A 16,786-nucleotide genomic window follows, 5' to 3' on the forward strand; every position below is an offset into this window, starting at 1 on the left:
AGGCTCGACAAAGACCATGAAAAGACCACTAAAAGCGCAGAAGCATGGGTACTATGGCAGAATTGTCAGCTCATTCTTAACCGGATTGACTAAAAATCAGAACGTTACAAATTTAAACATGCTCTAACAACATGTTAGCAGCCGCTTCTGTTTTGTGCAATAATCTTGTATGCGAAGTGCTTTTCAGCAGTACCTACGATAGTTGCACTTTGCGCAAGCGGATGCGGGTAAGCACCTTCTTGGTCTGGAGTGGAAACTCGCTTTTCATCATCCAATCATAGTAGCCGGGCTCTTTCTGCAGGACTTCCTCTACCGGCACATTCTTATGCTTTCCGAAGTTAAACACCTCCTGTCCGGCGTTGTTATACACAATGCGGCCAGATAAGTCAGCGGTTTTCTGTACCGTGAATTTATGCAGCAGCTCCATGTCGTTCTGAATCGGGAATTCCTCCACACCTTCGGCCACCTCTACTGGTGTATGCTGGTAACGGTCCAGCTGTGCCATCAAAATATGGTATGTAGCCACTGTGTCTGCCTCGGCACTGTGGGCGTTCTCCAGCTTTTTATCGCAGTAGTACCTATAGGCGGCTGATAAAGTGCGCTGTTCCATTTGGTGGAAAATACGGCAGGCGTCGATGACGTTTCGGTTGTCAATGTCAAAGTCTATATCGCAGCGCAGGAACTCCTCTGCCAGCAAGGGTATGTCGAAACGCAGCAGGTTATAGCCTCCCAGGTCGCAGCCTTTCAGGAACAGCTCCATGTCCCTGGCAATCTGCTTGAATGTCTTGCAGTCCTGCACATCGGCATCGTAAATCTTATGGATCAGGCTCGACTCCAGTGGAATAGGAATAGTTGGGTTAACGCGGCGGGTTTTAAGAATTTCCTCGCCATCCGGCATTACCTTCAGTACACTTATCTCCACAATTCTGTCTTTGCAGATGTCGGTGCCGGTTGTTTCAAGGTCAAAGAAGACGATGGGGCGCTTTAAGTTTAACTTCATTTCAATGTTTTTATTTAAAGGACCGCCATTGTTAGCGCCTCCATGTTCATATTATTATAGTTTCCGGAGCTCATGAGCAGCAGGTTGGCATTTTGCCAGTTCCGGTTAATCAGGTGCTGTTGCAAAGCTTCTGCGTCGTTGAACACCTGCAGGTGCTCGTTATCGAAAGCTATTTTTAGTTCGTCTTCAGTGAGCATCTCCATCCGCTTGTGTTCTATTATTTTCGGGCTAAAATACACGATAGGTGCATCCGCTTTATTTAGCGCACCAGCATACTGCGGCAGGAAACTCTTGTTCAGGCTGCTGAAAGTGTGTAGTTCCAGCACAGCCACTAACTGCCGCTCAGGGAATTGCGCTTTCACAGCCTCGGTAGTTGCTTTTACTTTGGAGGGGGCATGGGCAAAATCCCGGAAAATAATGCTGTTGCCTTTCTCTCCGATTTTCTCCAGGCGCTTGGCGGCACCCTTAAAAGTTTTAAGTGCTTCGTAAAAATCATGTGCTTTCACACCTATTTTCTTACACACTTCTTTTGCCGCACTGATATTGCGCAGGTTATGCTCTCCGAACAGCGGTATTTCCACATCACCCTCTTTTTTGGTATGGAGAATAGTTTTTCCGTTCCTGATGCTATGTTCATGCACGCCGTAGCCGATGTACACGATATCGGCCGAGTTTCGGGGCACTGCCACTAACTGCACCTGCTCATCATCCTGGTTGTAGATGAGTGTTCCTGCTTTGGGCGTCATCTCAGCAAAAATGCGGAACTGGTCACGGTACATTTCCGGGTCCGGGAAAACATTGATGTGGTCCCAGCTGATGCCCGTGATAACCGCAATATGGTGGTAGTACAGGTGGAACTTTGGTACCCGCTTGACAGGGTCGGAAAGGTACTCATCGCCTTCTATGACAATGACAGGGGCATCTTCTGAGAGTTTTACCATGCGGTTGAATCCTTCTAGCTGCGCACCAACAGCATAATCGAACTTGCGGCCAAGGTGCTGCAGCACGTGCATGATAATGGAGGTGGTGGAGGTTTTGCCGTGGCTGCCGCCAATTACAATGCGCTGCTTGTCCCGGCTTTGCTCATAGATGAACTCGGGGAAAGAGTAAATAGGGATGCCCAGCTCCTGCGCGCGCTTCAGCTCCGGGTTATCGGGGCGGGCGTGCATGCCCAGTATCACCGCGTCTGGCCTGGCGTCAATCTTCTCTGTAAACCAACCTTCCTTTTCAGGTAATATGCCGGCCTCGGCCAATCTGCTTTTGGCGGGCTCATAAATTTCATCGTCAGATCCAGTGACTTTCAAACCTTTATCATATAGCGCGAGGGCAAGGTTGTGCATGATGCTCCCGCCCATTGCTATCAGGTGTATGTACTGTGGTTCCTTCTTCTCCATATCAAAGCAATATGTTTGCAAACAGACAAAGTTAGAAGTCCTTCCCTAAATTAAAATAGCAGCACCCTAATATGTTGATATCTTGTATATGATTGTGGATTACTCGAACGGGTATGTGGATTACTTGCATGCCATGTTTTTTAAATTTGTACCTATGGAGGAGATGAAAATGAATGTGCGGCAGGCGGGCAACCGTAACAGTTGGCAAAAGAAAGCGCCTGTTGTTTCGGAATTGGGCAAGAAGCCACCGCAGGCACTTGATCTGGAGGAGGCCGTGTTAGGCGCTCTGATGCTGGAAAAAGATGCCCTTACCTCAGTGATCGATATTTTACGGCCACAGAGTTTTTACAAAGAGGCACACCAGCGCATATTTAAGGCTATTATTGGTTTATTCGATAAGTCGGAGCCGATTGATATCCTGACGGTGACGCACGAACTGCGGGAGAACGGGGAGTTGGAGCTGGCAGGCGGTGCCTACTATGTCACGCAGCTGACAACACGCGTCAACTCGGCCGCGAACATCGAGTACCACGCCCGTATCATCACTGAGAACTCTATTAAGCGAGACCTCATCTCTATTTCCTCAGAGGTACTCTCCAGTGCTTTTGAGGATACCACCGACGTATTCGAACTGCTTGATAGAACAGAAGCCAGGCTTTACGAAGTATCAGAGTCTAACATCCGCAAGAACTTCGACGACATGCGCTCGCTCATGCATGCGGCTATCAAAGAATTGGAGGAGAAGCGTAAACAGGAGGATGGACTGACGGGAGTACCAAGTGGCCTTGCCGCCCTCGACCGTGTAACCTCCGGCTGGCAAAAGTCTGACCTTGTGATTCTGGCAGCCCGTCCCGCGATGGGTAAAACGGCCTTCGTACTTTCCTGTATGCGAAACGCCGCTGTTGATTTTAAGAAGGGAGTGGCTATTTTCTCGCTCGAGATGTCGTCGCTGCAGCTAGTGAATCGTCTCATATCATCCGAGGCAGAGCTGGATTCAGAGAAAATCAAAAAAGGTAACCTGGTAGATCATGAGTGGGCACAGCTTAATCATAAAATCTCCAGGTTAACAGAGGCACCCATTTTTATTGATGATACGCCTGGTCTTTCTATTCGCGAACTGCGTACCAAGTGCCGTCGTCTGAAAGCGCAGTTTGACATCCAGATGATTATTATTGACTACCTGCAACTGATGAGCGGTAACGCAGACGGCAAGGGTGGTGGGAACCGTGAACAGGAAATTGCGTCTATTTCACGGGCGCTGAAGATGCTGGCCAAAGAGCTAAGCGTGCCGGTGATTGCCTTATCGCAGCTGAGCCGTGCCGTGGAAACCCGTGGTGGGGACAAGCGTCCGCAGCTGTCTGACCTTCGTGAATCCGGTTCCATTGAGCAGGATGCCGATATGGTGCTCTTCCTATACCGGCCGGAGTACTACGGCATCACGGAAGACGAAATGGGTAACCCGACTGCCGGCGTAGGAGAAGTGATTATTGCCAAGCACCGTAACGGTTCGCTGGAAAACGTGCAGTTGAAATTTATCGGTAAGTATACTAAATTTACAAACCTGGACAATGATTTCGGGGGCGGGGATGCCATGGGAGGCTTCAATGCCTTGCCTAACTCAACCTTTGATACTGATACACCAGGTGCCATTCGTTTAGGTAGCCGCATGAACGACGGAGGCAGCAGCGGTGGTGGTTTCCCAACCTCTAAATTTGATGAGGAGCCGCCGTTTTAAGTAGCACACAAACAACCAAGATAAGCCGAAGGAGATTAGCCGCTGCGCATAAGCCAGTGGCTTTTCTTTTTTCTGTTAGTTTCATCGCAGCTAAATTGCAAACCTGAGTATCCGCCTTTCAGTTTCTTACCCTTACCACATCTTTAGCTCTAAAAATATCGTATTAGTATTCCACCCTTTTTCTCAACTTTTAGCCAAAAGACACCCGCAGTGCAGTAGGTAAAAAAAATAAACGAAAAATAATTTTTAAGTGGTTGCTAATCAATTATATACAATACATTATTTTTCTTATTTTTTGCACTATTTGTTTACCTGCTCTGTTTAATAAATGTACAAGATAAAAAGGCTAAATGAGTATGAATCAAGAGAATAAAGAGACAAAGGTGCAGAAAAAACCGAAGGTCGAAAGCTATGACATATCCAAGTCTGACGAGACGCTTCACCTGGCAATTGACCTGGCAAAGTTTATCAAAGAGAATCGTCTTTATCAGAATATACAAGGCAAAGAGTATGTGAACGTGGAAGGCTGGCAGTATGCCGGTTCGCGGCTTGGAATTCTGCCAGTGGTAGAGCACGTGGTGAATATCAGCACTGACGACGAGATAAAGTACCAGGCAAAGGTAAACCTGCTTGATCTGCGAAGCCAGCAGGTGGTGGGTGCCGGTTTTGCTATCTGTTCTAACCGTGAGCAGGGAAAAAAATATTACCAGGAGTTCGCGATTGCCTCTATGGCGCAGACGCGTGCCATCGGTAAGGCTTACCGTAACATTCTGGCCTGGATTATTCGGGCTGCCGGTTACGAGCCAACCCCTGCAGAGGAAATGGACTACAGCGGCAACGACCAGGCTGCCAAACCTGCTGTGCCTACTGAGAAAAAGGCAACCATGAAGTCTTCTTCTAATACACCGGTGGTGGCTGAAGAAGAGCAACAGAGTACCAGCGTGCGGTATGCGTCGGCAAAGCAGAAAGAGGAAATTATCAGCCTGCTGAATAACCCGACTATCACGCGCCAGGAGAAAACTAAAATGTTGCTCAACATCAACCGCTTTGATGAGGAACGCGCTGCACAAGCTATCGAGAAACTTAAAAAAGTAATCGAAGACCGCGAAGACGGTCAGTCTGCGGCGGCGTAAGTACAATTAATTTTACACTTCTGAGACCTGCTCCTGCAAAAGGGGCAGGTCTTTTCTTTTTTGTCTTTCGTAGAAGCAGTTAGCGGCGAGTACCGCACATTAGATTATACTCCTGTTTAGCCCGCTTTGTGCAGCAGGAGTTGTTTAGATTCATTTCAAAACAAGGGATTAATTATAATGAAACCCTTTACGAAACAGTCCATACGTTTGAAATGGCTGGTGACGCCGCTGCTTATTTTTATTTTAATACAACAGGGGTATTGCCAGGGTGAAGTGCCGGAGTTTGAAACAGACAGGCCTGACCAGGCAGAGGCAGCATCGCTGGTGCCCCGGAAAATGATACAACTGGAAACAGGACTATATTTCCAGAAAGATATACAGATGGGCGTGGAAAAGGAGTTAAAAGCCTACCCCTCCGCACTTACACGATATGGCGTAGTGGATTGGCTGGAACTTCGGGTACAGTCAGCTTTAAGAGACTCTGTAATTGAAAGCCCCCGCCGCTTCAGGACAAGCGGTTTTGCGCCTTTAACCGTAGGAGCCAAGGTAAAACTATGGGATGAACAAGGCCTGAGGCCACAGGCAGCATTCATGACCATGGTAACCTTGCCTGTAGGCAGCAGACACCTCAGGCCAGATAACCCGGACCCACTCTTCAGGCTATTGTTAAAAAATTCGCTGACAGAAAAGTTAAGCCTGAGTTATAACGTGGTGTACGGCTGGGTGGATGGAGATCTGCTTAAAGGGTATGCCGTAAGTTTGGGGTATGGTATAAGCGACAGGTTTACTGTATATGGGGAGGTATTCGGAGATAAGCAGCAAGGAGACAAGGCAAAACATTCTGTAGATGGAGGGCTCCTGTTTATGATTTTGCCTAACCTGCAGTTCGATGTAGCAGCAGGCAGAGCTCTAAACGAGGCAGCAACGGATTTCTTTATTACAACGGGTTTAAGTCTGCGACTGCCACGGTAACAGGCTTCTTGCCATTTCACCAGATAAAAAGCTTCTTTTCATCTTTATGAACACAAGCACAACAAGATGCAAAACTTTGCTCCTGCTAACAGTCTTTCTCTTTATTCTGGTAAAGGAGGGGTATGGTCAGGAGGAGGAAGAGTTAGGTCGTATAGACACTGGCAGGCCGGACCAAACACAGGGTACAACTGTAGTTCCAAAAAGCACATTACAGATAGAGACAGGCTTCCTTTACGAGAAAAACACCGCGCAGGACCAGGAGGTGAAAACACACGCTTACCCAACAGTATCGCTCCGCTACGGTCTGCTTGAAACGCTGGAACTGCGGGTGGGCGGTTCCTTTCAGGACTCTGTGATTCGGGAAAGGAACAGTTACCGCAAGATTAACGGATTTGGACCATTGGGAGTAGGTTTCAGGCTTTACCTGTGGGAGGGAGCCGGCGTATTGCCTCAAGCCGCTTTTACAGCCACTGTTGCGCTACCTGTCAGTAATAGCAGCATGGCATCAGATTATGCAGATACTGAACTCAGGCTAGGATTCACCAATAGAATAAATCCGAGGCTTGCGCTTACCTACACCTTGGGCTATGGATGGGTGCAGGAAGGTTACGAAACAAAATATGCCTTCAAGGCAAGTGGCGATGTAAGCTACAGGATTGCAGTATATGCTGAGGTTTTCGGAACCAAGGCAGAAGAATCCCGTGCAGTGCATCAGGCAGATGCAGGGGTGCTTTACATCTTTCGGCAGAATATGCAACTGGATGTTGCGGTAGGAGTTGCCCTGAGCCGCGCTGCCCCAGACCTGTTTATAACCACAGGCTTTTCTGTCAGGCTGCCCCGGTAAGCATAAAGCACAGTATAAGATAAATGAACATCTCCGCTTCAGAACCTTGAAAATTAATACGCTGCTGGTGTTTTATTCTGTCTAACCTGCCGCAGCAACAGCTTATCCAGCGGCATCACACCTACTGTTCCATAGCTATTGCTCTGTGCTCTCAAGGCCGAGAGGCATCATCTTCGGGCATCGCGCTGGGAGTTTTTTGCGCCAGGGCGCTGCCGCGTGAGCGGCACCAAAATCTCCAAAGGCGCTCAACCCAAAGACTGGAAGCTCATTCACTTCGTGCTGACGAATAGAAAATGCTTCAGTTCTTTGGAAGGAGCTTTACGTCATTTGATATAAGAAGCATTGTGCCTGCTCTTTTTATTCTTGTGTCTGATTTCTTATGTCCTATCTTCGCTTCTTAAATAGAACAGATTCTTGCAGGACATCCATCATATACTAAAAACCTACTGGGGCTATGCCCAATTCAGGCCACTTCAGGAGGATATCATCCGCTCGGTGCTGGCAGGGGAGGATACCCTGGCACTGCTCCCGACAGGTGGTGGTAAGTCTGTCTGCTTCCAGGTACCTGCTTTGGCGATGGAGGGGCTGTGCCTTGTTATCACGCCGTTAATAGCTTTGATGAAGGACCAGGTAGAGCAGCTGAATAAAAGAGGCATCAATGCCCTGGCTGTCTATTCCGGTATGAATCGCCGCGAAATTGATATTGCCTTGGATAACTGCGTGTACGGTGATGTGAAGTTTCTGTACCTCTCGCCGGAGCGCCTCCTCACCGAACTGTTTCAGGAACGGGTAAAGCGCATGAAGGTGAACCTGATTGCCGTGGATGAGGCGCACTGTATATCCCAGTGGGGCTACGATTTCCGGCCGCCGTATCTGCAACTGGCTGAGCTAAGGGAGGTGCTGCCTAAAGTCCCGGTTATCGCCTTAACAGCCACTGCCACCACCCAGGTAAAGCAGGACATACAGGAGAAACTCGCCTTCCCGAAGTTGAATGTTTTCCAGAAGAGCTTTGCCCGGGCCAACCTTTCTTACTCCTGCCTCGACACTGAGGATAAATTTAACCGACTGCTGGAGATATTGCAGCGCATGCCCGGCCAGAGCATTGTGTATGTGCGCAGCCGTCGCCAAACCGTGGAGATTGCCAAACTCCTGCAGAGCCGTCGTATTTCAGCCGCCGCCTACCATGCAGGCCTTAAGTTTGAGATGCGCAATGCAGCGCAGCAAAGCTGGATAGAAAACAAGGTGCGGGTGATGGTCGCCACCAATGCCTTTGGGATGGGCATTGATAAGCCGGATGTGCGGCTGGTGGTGCACCTCGATCTGCCGGAGAGCCTGGAGGCCTACTACCAGGAGGCGGGCCGTGCCGGTCGTGACGAGAAATATGCTTATGCCGTAATACTGAATGGCCCGAATGATGTAGCGGAACTGCAGCGGAAGGTGCAGGAGGCGCATCCGTCTATTGAATACATCCGGCGGGTATACCAGTGCCTGGCCAATTATTACCAGCTGGCGGTAGGCAGTGGCCTGATGAGTAGCTTCGACTTTGACCTGGCCGACTTCGCCCAAAACTACAAGCTGCAGCCACTGGAGGTGCATCATACCATCAAACGGCTGGAGACGGAAGGGTATCTGCAACTGAACGAGGGGTACTATATGCCGTCGCGGCTCATGCTGCTGCTCGACAACCTGGCGCTTTATGAGTTCCAGCTGGCCAACCCGGATCATGACCAGTTCATTCGGATAATCCTGCGCCTATATGGTGGAGAGGCGTTTACCAACTATGTCAAGCTGTCGGAGCGGAGGCTGGCGCAGCAACTGAACATGCCGGAGCAGGAGGTGCGGCGTAAGCTGGAGTACCTGCACAAGCTACAGGTCATCGCGTATGAGCCGCAGCACGATTCGCCCCAGCTTGTGTTCACAAAGCCACGCGAAGCTGCCAACGGCCTGCCCCTGGACACGAAGCGGCTGACTGCCTTGCGCGAGCGGGCACTGCTGCAAACCAAAGAAATGGGGCGCTACGTCAAAACAAGTAACCGCTGCCGTACGCAACTGCTACTGGAATATTTCGGGGAGATAACCGATATCCGCTGCCGCATCTGCGATTACTGCCTTGCTGAACGTAAAAAAGAGCGGGAGGAGCCGGAGCAGGAAGCGCTTCGGGCAAAGTTGCTCACGCTGGTGAAAGCGCAGGCCTGGCTGCCCAAAGAGTTAGTACAGCAGTTTGAGCCGAAACACGCTGAAACAGTGACTTCGCTTGTGCGGGAGTTGGTGGATGTAGGGCGTTTGAAATACAGGGAAAGTGGAAAGCTGGAGGCGGCGGAGTAAGAGAGACAGCAGACTGCCGTCATGATAAAAATCAGTTTCCAATCAGCTCCTTGCCTGCCTCTCGCAGTGTCGTCACGTTGTCTTTTATTTCAGGGTTAGGTGCCGTTAAATAAACAGCGGATTTGCCCCAATAGTCGGCATAGTCTATATTCACCCAGAAGTTGCTGTTTTCCTCTCCTTCCACTACATCCATAAAATAGAGTGTATGCGGTATGGCCGGAAGCGGGGCAAGGCTGCAGGTGTCACACTTAGATTCTTTCAGATAAGCATACCGCTGGTTTAGTGCGCTGTTATAGACAGCGGCTTTACCTGAAAGCAAATCAGTATATGCCGTTGCAATGTTGCCGTCTATAGCAAATACCTGCAGGATGAAGAGGAGCAGGAGGACAAGCGGTAAAACGGGGGATAGTCTGTGTTCGCCCTGCAGTAGGTGCGCGTACCTGGTAAGCGCTACCTGCACATTATAAAACCAGCCAAACACAAAGAAGAAGTAAATCACATTCTCCACCCTTGGCGTTGGCCGTTCCCCAACAGCCCAGGTAAAAGCAAACTGCATCAGAAAAAGCGTGGCGATGTAGTAGCACAACGAGAACCGGAGGTTTACTTTAAAGGCGCTGTGGGCTTTTGTTTTGTCTGCTAAAGGCAAGCCCCAGTAGATGACATAAAGTACTGAAGCGATAAGAATGGGAGTCAGCCACCTGTAAAAGCTTAAACCTGTCAGGAAGGCGGCATAACTGATTGCCCACAGCGGTTTCGATGCATTGGGGTGTTCTTCCATGCGGGCATAGTTGCCCGGGGCAAGCACTGCAGCTAAACTGGCGACTACACAAAGGATGAACAGGAAAAGCAGGTAAGGTCTGTTTTGCTCATCATCCCGGTTATTGTAAAGTATAAACAGGATAGAGGTAAAAGCCATTACGATGGACATTTCATTAGAACCCACTACAGCCACACAAAGCATAGCTGCTATCGCGATATAGAGTATCTTAAAGTTACCGTTGTCTGCCCTGAAGAAGTTGATGAGGAAGACCAGTAACAGCAGCATCATGATATTCGGTAACTGGTATGTCAGGTATCCCGGCAGCCAGAAAATACCTTCTGACACGCTTGGCAATTGTATCAGGTAAAGGCATAAGAGCAGCGCTGTTAATGCCGATGTCTTTAAAACATTAAAATGCTTTTGAAGCAGTTTGTGGAGAATAAGGCAGGTGGATGCGGCTAGCAGCAAAATGAGGAGAAGGGAGTATACCTTATACCTGTCAAAATCTCCATAGATGATAGGGTTTATTTGAAAGGCGGTTGTTGTGCTAAAGTACCTTCCCGTCCAGTTCATGTAATAATGTAACTGCGTTTCCCAAAAACCATAGGTCATGTCCCTGACAGCAAAGCCAAAGTCATCTGCCTGCGGGTGGTTGTATAGCGTTAATAACAGGAGGGGGAGCAGCACCAACAGCCCGATACCCAGGAAAATAATGTAGGGTATTTTATGTCTTTTTCCGGTAGAATGAGGCATATCAGGTCGTAAGGCATTGTAGCTTCAAATATAAGACAAATCTATTGTTTAAGTTGAAGAGGGATTTTGACTTTTGTAAGGTTGGCCTGATAGGAGCGGGGAAACTAATCAGGCGAAGTTGCTATCGATTAAATTTAATCAAAAGAGAGAGCTGGGCTACTCTTCGATTCCAAAATAATGGGCTCTCAAATCCTTCCCTATTCGTTTCAGTATTGATATGTTATCTGGTATAATGGGCGTAGGACCAGTCAGATAGGTATTGCTTTTGCCCCAATAAGCAGCAAATTCATTATTTATGCCTATCTCTTCTACCTCATCAGGTCTCAGATTGCTGAAAATATAGAGTGACTTAGGCAATGCTGTAACAGGGGTAATCGGGCAGGATGTGCACGAGGATGTCTTTAGGTACTCGTATCGAGTGCTAAGTTCTCTGTCAAACAATGCGGCTCTTCCAGAGAGCAAATCCAAGTAGGCTGTTGTTGCATTACTTTCCAGATTAAACACCAGCATAGCAAACATAGCTAACAATACCACAGGATAAGTAGCAAAGCCAATAGTGCTGCTCTCGGTTTGATTAGAAGCATACTTATTTAAAATGAGCTGCAAAACATAGAACCACCCAAACACAAAAAAGAAATGTATCACATTCTCTACCCGAGTACCTGCTCTGAAGCCAGTAGACCATAAAAAGATAAACTGCATAGTAAATAAGGTAGACAGGTACCACAGAAATGCAAGCGGTAAACTGCATTTAAAAATGGGGCTGTCTTTTGTCTTCTTTGCCAATTGAAGGCCCCACATATAAGTGTAGAGCAATGACGAGAGAAGCAGAAGTAACCCCCATTTGAGGAAACTCGATAATGTTAGTAAAATTGAGCCGGCTAAAGAGTACAGCAGGTGGGATGATTTTTCCTGCCCAGCCATCCGCACATAGTTTCCAGGTGCTAGTACTACGATCAAGCTAAGTGCAAAACCAAACAGGAAAAAAAAGAGAATGTAACGGGGAAGCTGCCTATTTTGATTTGACCAGGCAGTGAGCAGCATCAGTAGCAGCGAAGACATTAGGATAAGTAACGATAACTCATTCGAGCCAATAATAGCAACAATCAAGAATAGAGCTATGATCTTTAAAATTGTTCCTATAGTACTGCGGTTGAGTTTTTTTTCTTTAAGTAATATAGTAAAAAAAAAGAGTATAAAAATGTTAGGAAGGAAATAGGTCATGTAAGCGCTAAACCAATAAATACCCTGTGCTATATCAGGCATTTGAACCAGCAGGATAGCTATGAACAAAGCTGCCAGAGCCAATATAGTCCTTATAGGGAAGTATGCCTTCAGCAGGCCATGGAAGAATGAAGTAACAGCAACTATAAAAAGAATAAGGACCGCAAAAGAATATATCTTATAAGTCTCAAATTCATATTGAACCAAAGGGTTAAGGCGCACAATTGCGGTGCCAAAATACCGACCAGACCAGTTAAAGTAAAACTGCACCTGTGCCTCAATAAATCCAAGTTCACGGTCCCGAACAGCAAAAGTATAATCATCCATGGTAGGATTATTATACAGGTTGAGAAATAGGAAAGGAAGAATTGTAAGTGTGCCAATTATTAAAAATATATTATAAGAGGTCTTTGGGTTCGAAAAAATAGACATGATATATCAATGGAATCAGGTTAGGCAAAGATATAGTAATTAACGATTAATCACCATAGCAAAGCCGCTGTAACACTTCTCAACAATTTACCCCTATTCTAGCATTACTCACATTCCAAATTCTCGCCTTCCCAATATTGTACTGCTCTTGAAGACAATTTTGAGGTGCACTATGCAACGCATGCAGTATTTTCTGACTCTTCTCTTTAATCAACCATACAATCTAGATAAAACATGAAAAAGTATCTTTCTTTAAGTTTGGAAAAAGCAGTACAGTGGCCACTCGTATTGTGTGGCTTCCTGTTGCTAAGTGCCTGCGATGATGTGAATTGTATAAAAGGAAATGGAGATGTAAAACAACGCACCTTAACATTGCAGCCCTTTAGCGAAATAGAAGCCAATGGCGACTTTAAAGTGTACATTACTCAAGGCGAACCACAGCGGGTAGAGGTGAAAGGAGAGTCTAACATACTGAGTGATCTGAACACACAGGTGCGAAACGGGAAATGGGAAATCGAACATGAAAGCTGCGTGCGCAGGAGTGATCCGGTGGAGGTGTATATCATCTTGCCCGAGGTGGAAGCCCTGTACCTGAACGGCTCCGGCCGGATATACAGCGAAAATAAACTGGTAGTAGATGAGTTGCCCGTACAGGTGAATGGCTCTGGTGTAGTTGATCTGGAGGTAGACGCGTCTAAAGTAATCCTGCGGGTGACTGGCTCGGGAGAGGCATTGCTTAGCGGCACAACAGATATTCAAACCATTAACATGTCTGGTTCAGGAACCGCAGCAACATCTAACCTGGCAGCCGAAGATGTAACTGTAAACCTGTCCGGTTCTGGCGAAGCAGAGGTAAGGGCCAGCAAATCACTCACTGTTGATATTTCCGGAAGCGGAAAAGTATACTACTACGGCAATCCTACTGTAAACTCCAATATCAGTGGCTCCGGTAAACTGGTGAAGCGGTAAGTGGTAGACAATAGTAGCAGGATAAAGGAGAAAATACTATGAATATTGGGACTATCGGAAGCGGAAAATCGAGCTGCAGCATGCACTTTCCTTCTTTTGATACTACAAAGTAAAATGAAAAGCCCGGACTTTTATAGATTCACTGTCTGGGCTTTTCTGTTATAAGACGATTAACAGGAAGACCTGCCTATATAGCAGTTTTGCCTTTTGCCTGGGCGGCATCCACGTCCTTAATAAATTTAATCACGCCATCCATAAAGACCTGCTGGTCGTCCCACATGGCAAGGTGGCTGCCGTTTGGGCAGTAAAGATACTGGCCGTTCTGCACCAGTTGGCTCATTTCCTTCATTTCCTCCGGGTTCATGGTATCATACTTGGCGCCTACAGTAAGCGTAGGCACTGTCAGTTGTTTCAGGTCATCCCAACGGTCCCACTTTTGCAGGATGCCGCCCGGCACAAACTCACTTGGGCCCTGCATGTACTCATACAGGCATCGCATCGGCTTAGAGCATGTTTGTACATAGCTGCATACATTTAATTGGTTTGTTAGAAAATGCTAAAAGTCAATTTCTGACAAGGCATCTGTCATATACTTAAAAGCAGCTATCGCGTAACTTGTATTTTAGAAGTACAAAATATACTATTAGCTATAGCGCGGTTGTTCAACCTTTTAATCTGATCCCATGAAAGTAGTCTTTTTCAGCACCAGGAAATACGATAAGCAATTTTTTACTGATAGTAATGCAGAATACAACCATGCATTAAATTTTCTGGAGGTGCCGCTCAACAGGCATACGGCACCGCTGGCTAAGGGGCATGAGGCTGTCTGCATTTTTGTGAATGACCAGGCTGATAGAGAAGTGCTGGAAGAACTGGCGCAGCAGGGAGTGAAGCTTGTCGCGCTACGCTGTGCGGGCTTCAACAACGTAGACCTTAAAGCTGCCGCAGCCTTGGGAATAAAAGTGGTGCGGGTGCCGGCTTATTCTCCATACTCGGTGGCGGAGCATACCCTGGCACTTATACTTACCCTGAACCGGAAAACACACCGCGCCTATAACCGGGTGAAAGAAGGCAACTTTGCCTTGAACGGACTGATGGGCTTTGACCTCCATGGCAGAACCATCGGACTGATTGGTTTAGGTAAAATCGGGTTGGTAACAGCTGCTATTCTGAAAGGCTTTGACTGCAAAGTGCTAGGCTACGACATTGCCGAACCGGCAGAGGCTAAAGAAATTGGAGTAGAACTTGTTGACCTGGATACCCTCTATGCCCAGTCTGATATCATTTCGTTGCACTGCCCGCTCACACCTCAAACCCACCATATCATCAATGCGGAATCATTAGATAAGATGAAGAAAGGAGTGATGCTGATTAACACCAGCCGGGGCGCGCTGATAGACACAAAAGCAGTTATAAGGGCCTTGAAATCTGAGAAAATCAGCTACCTGGGGCTGGACGTGTATGAGGAGGAGGCAGACCTGTTCTTCGAAGACAAGTCAGAGTACGTGATTCAGGATGATGTATTTATGCGTTTGCTCTCGTTTAATAATGTGCTGATAACGGGGCACCAGGCATTTTTTACCAGCGATGCTATGCAAGGGATTGTCTCTGTTACATTGCAGAATATCTCAGATTTTGATGAAGGCAGCGCATTGAAAAACGAAGTGCTTCCATAGACTTTTGTCCTGAAAGCCGCTCTGGAAAATACTAAACCCTTCCTGATACTGATATAAAAGCATGACATACATTCTCTCCCTGTTGCCTATCCTGATTCTGGTGGTGCTCTCACTGGCGAGGGGCGTGAAAGTGGCGGTGATGGTGGGTTGGGCCGCTACTACGGTTTTGTTTTTTTACTGGGGAGCCGGAGGGAGTCAATACCTTGCCGCACTCGGTGTATCCTTGCTCACCACCCTCAACATACTCCTGATTGTGCTGGGGGCGGTTTTCCTCTACAACATCATGGAGCGTACCGAGATGATCACCCAGATCAGCCATTCTTTGGACAAGCTGCACCCCTCCAATGAGATCCGCTTTTTCCTGCTGGCGCTGGGCCTTTCTGCTTTCTTTGAGGGAGTGGCGGGTTTTGGTACACCGGGAGCTATTGTGCCGCTCATACTCATGGCTTTAGGTTTCAGCGCCGTGCTCTCGGTGTCGGTGGTCTTACTGTTTGATGGGATGGTGGCTCTTTTTGGCGCGGTGGGTACACCTATCCTGATCGGGATGCAGGTGCCCTTAGGGCTGTCTTCTGAAGAAGTAAACAGTATTGGTATTATAGCAGCCTTAATGATGGCACTGGCAGGAACACTGGTGCTGCTGCTCGTTTTCCGGTTGGTAGCCAAAGAACACGGACCGCTGGAGCATAAAAAGAAGGTGCTAGTGCTGTATGCTTTTTTTGCCATACCTTTTTGCGTATTAGCTTGGCTGGTGCCGGAATTGGCTACTATACTGGGGGCTTTAACCATGCTGGGGCTTTCGGTGCTCTACCTGGGGCGGGGCAAAAGCAGGATTGACCTGAAGCCATGGCTGCCCTATGGGGTGCTGGCGCTCTTGCTGTTGCTGCCGAAGCTGTGGGAGCCGCTGCGCATGTGGATTGGCTGGGAACTGGTTTTTCCGGAAATGTTCGGTACTTCTATTCGCGGAGCCATCAAACCGCTGGGCTCGCCTTTCCTTCCGTTTGTGGTAGTGGGGCTGGGGGTGGCTTACTTTAAGAAAAGCAAATCGCTGTACCTTAGTGAGCCACTAAAGAAAATGGGTGATGTGTTTGTGGTACTTTTCCCCTCCATTGCCATTGCCCAACTCATGATCTATTCCGGAGAAACACAACCCTCCATGGTGCGCTACATTGCGGAACTGATGAGTGCCATGGGGCAGGCGTATGTGGTGGTCGCTCCGTTTGTAGGGGTGATGGGCACCTTTATTACCGGCAGCACGACTATCTCCAATGTCGTATTCGGTGCCGCGCAGTCAGAGACAGCCGCTTCGCTTAATATTGCTCCGACTACCATTCTTGCCCTGCAGTTAACAGGTGCTTCTATCGGCAACGCTATCTGCCTGTTCAATATTATTGCTGCGGCTTCCGTCGCCAACATCAAAGATTACCGTACCATACTCTCCAACAATATGCTGCCAACCCTGCTGGCTGCTTTGCTGGTGGGGCTGTTGGGTATGGGGCTGGTTAGTGCAGGCTGACAGAAATCAAGGCTTGTGAAAGCACCATTTTCCAATTAATCATTCGCTTCAGGTGA

The 16,786-nt window shown here is 47.8% G+C and carries 13 protein-coding genes; 8 read left to right on the forward strand and 5 right to left on the reverse strand.

Translation table 11 applies throughout. The features are described 5' to 3' along the window. Positions 1–193: 193 nt before the first annotated feature. Positions 194–1,000 (reverse strand): 3'-5' exonuclease, encoded by an 807-nt coding sequence (locus E1919_RS22980; RefSeq protein WP_162055756.1) that lies wholly within the window; start codon positions 998–1,000, stop codon positions 194–196. A gap of 14 nt (positions 1,001–1,014) precedes the next feature. Next, positions 1,015–2,394, reverse strand: coding sequence for a UDP-N-acetylmuramate--L-alanine ligase (locus E1919_RS22985; RefSeq protein ID WP_162055757.1), 1,380 nt, complete (start codon positions 2,392–2,394; stop codon positions 1,015–1,017). A gap of 169 nt (positions 2,395–2,563) precedes the next feature. On the opposite strand from E1919_RS22985, the gene dnaB reads away from it, so the two are divergent. The 5 genes from dnaB to E1919_RS23010 all read left to right on the forward strand — a co-directional run bounded on the left by dnaB (position 2,564) and on the right by E1919_RS23010 (position 9,403). Beyond that, positions 2,564–4,129: a replicative DNA helicase gene (gene dnaB, locus E1919_RS22990; RefSeq protein WP_237144811.1), complete on the forward strand. Its 1,566-nt coding sequence runs from the start codon at positions 2,564–2,566 to the stop codon at positions 4,127–4,129. Positions 4,130–4,485: 356 nt separating this feature from the next. Continuing rightward, positions 4,486–5,262: a hypothetical protein gene (locus E1919_RS22995; protein WP_162055758.1), complete on the forward strand. Its 777-nt coding sequence runs from the start codon at positions 4,486–4,488 to the stop codon at positions 5,260–5,262. Between the two features lie 177 nt (positions 5,263–5,439). Beyond that, entirely contained in the window at positions 5,440–6,234 is a 795-nt protein-coding gene (locus tag E1919_RS23000) for a transporter (RefSeq protein WP_162055759.1), read from the forward strand. A gap of 46 nt (positions 6,235–6,280) precedes the next feature. After that, entirely contained in the window at positions 6,281–7,078 is a 798-nt protein-coding gene (locus E1919_RS23005) for a transporter (RefSeq protein ID WP_162055760.1), read from the forward strand. Between the two features lie 414 nt (positions 7,079–7,492). Further along, positions 7,493–9,403, forward strand: coding sequence for a RecQ family ATP-dependent DNA helicase (locus E1919_RS23010; protein WP_162055761.1), 1,911 nt, complete (start codon positions 7,493–7,495; stop codon positions 9,401–9,403). A gap of 31 nt (positions 9,404–9,434) precedes the next feature. On the opposite strand, the gene E1919_RS23015 is transcribed toward E1919_RS23010, so the two are convergent. Continuing rightward, the gene (locus E1919_RS23015) at positions 9,435–10,916 is read right to left on the reverse strand and encodes a DUF6056 family protein (RefSeq protein ID WP_162055762.1); all 1,482 of its coding nucleotides are present in this window, start codon (positions 10,914–10,916) and stop codon (positions 9,435–9,437) included. Between the two features lie 156 nt (positions 10,917–11,072). Further along, positions 11,073–12,572 carry a DUF6056 family protein gene (locus E1919_RS23020; protein ID WP_237144809.1) on the reverse strand — a complete coding sequence of 500 codons (1,500 nt, stop codon included), beginning with the start codon at positions 12,570–12,572 and terminating at the stop codon, positions 11,073–11,075. Between the two features lie 234 nt (positions 12,573–12,806). Between E1919_RS23020 and E1919_RS23025 the strand changes: the two genes are divergently transcribed. Next, positions 12,807–13,541, forward strand: a complete 735-nt coding sequence (locus tag E1919_RS23025) for a head GIN domain-containing protein (RefSeq protein ID WP_162055764.1) — start codon at positions 12,807–12,809, stop codon at positions 13,539–13,541. 187 nt (positions 13,542–13,728) lie between these two features. On the opposite strand, the gene E1919_RS23030 is transcribed toward E1919_RS23025, so the two are convergent. After that, entirely contained in the window at positions 13,729–14,040 is a 312-nt protein-coding gene (locus E1919_RS23030; RefSeq protein WP_202915979.1) for an alpha/beta hydrolase family protein, read from the reverse strand. 184 nt (positions 14,041–14,224) lie between these two features. Here E1919_RS23030 and E1919_RS23035 point away from each other — a divergent pair, with 184 nt between their 5' ends. Next, entirely contained in the window at positions 14,225–15,217 is a 993-nt protein-coding gene (locus tag E1919_RS23035) for a 2-hydroxyacid dehydrogenase (protein ID WP_162055765.1), read from the forward strand. Between the two features lie 61 nt (positions 15,218–15,278). Continuing rightward, a complete protein-coding gene (locus E1919_RS23040; protein WP_162055766.1) occupies positions 15,279–16,730 on the forward strand; it encodes an L-lactate permease in 1,452 nt (483 codons plus the stop codon). Positions 16,731–16,786 lie beyond the last annotated feature (56 nt).

This window comes from Pontibacter pamirensis (assembly GCF_010015475.1).
In the GTDB taxonomy this organism is placed as follows: Bacteria; Bacteroidota; Bacteroidia; order Cytophagales; family Hymenobacteraceae; genus Pontibacter; species Pontibacter pamirensis.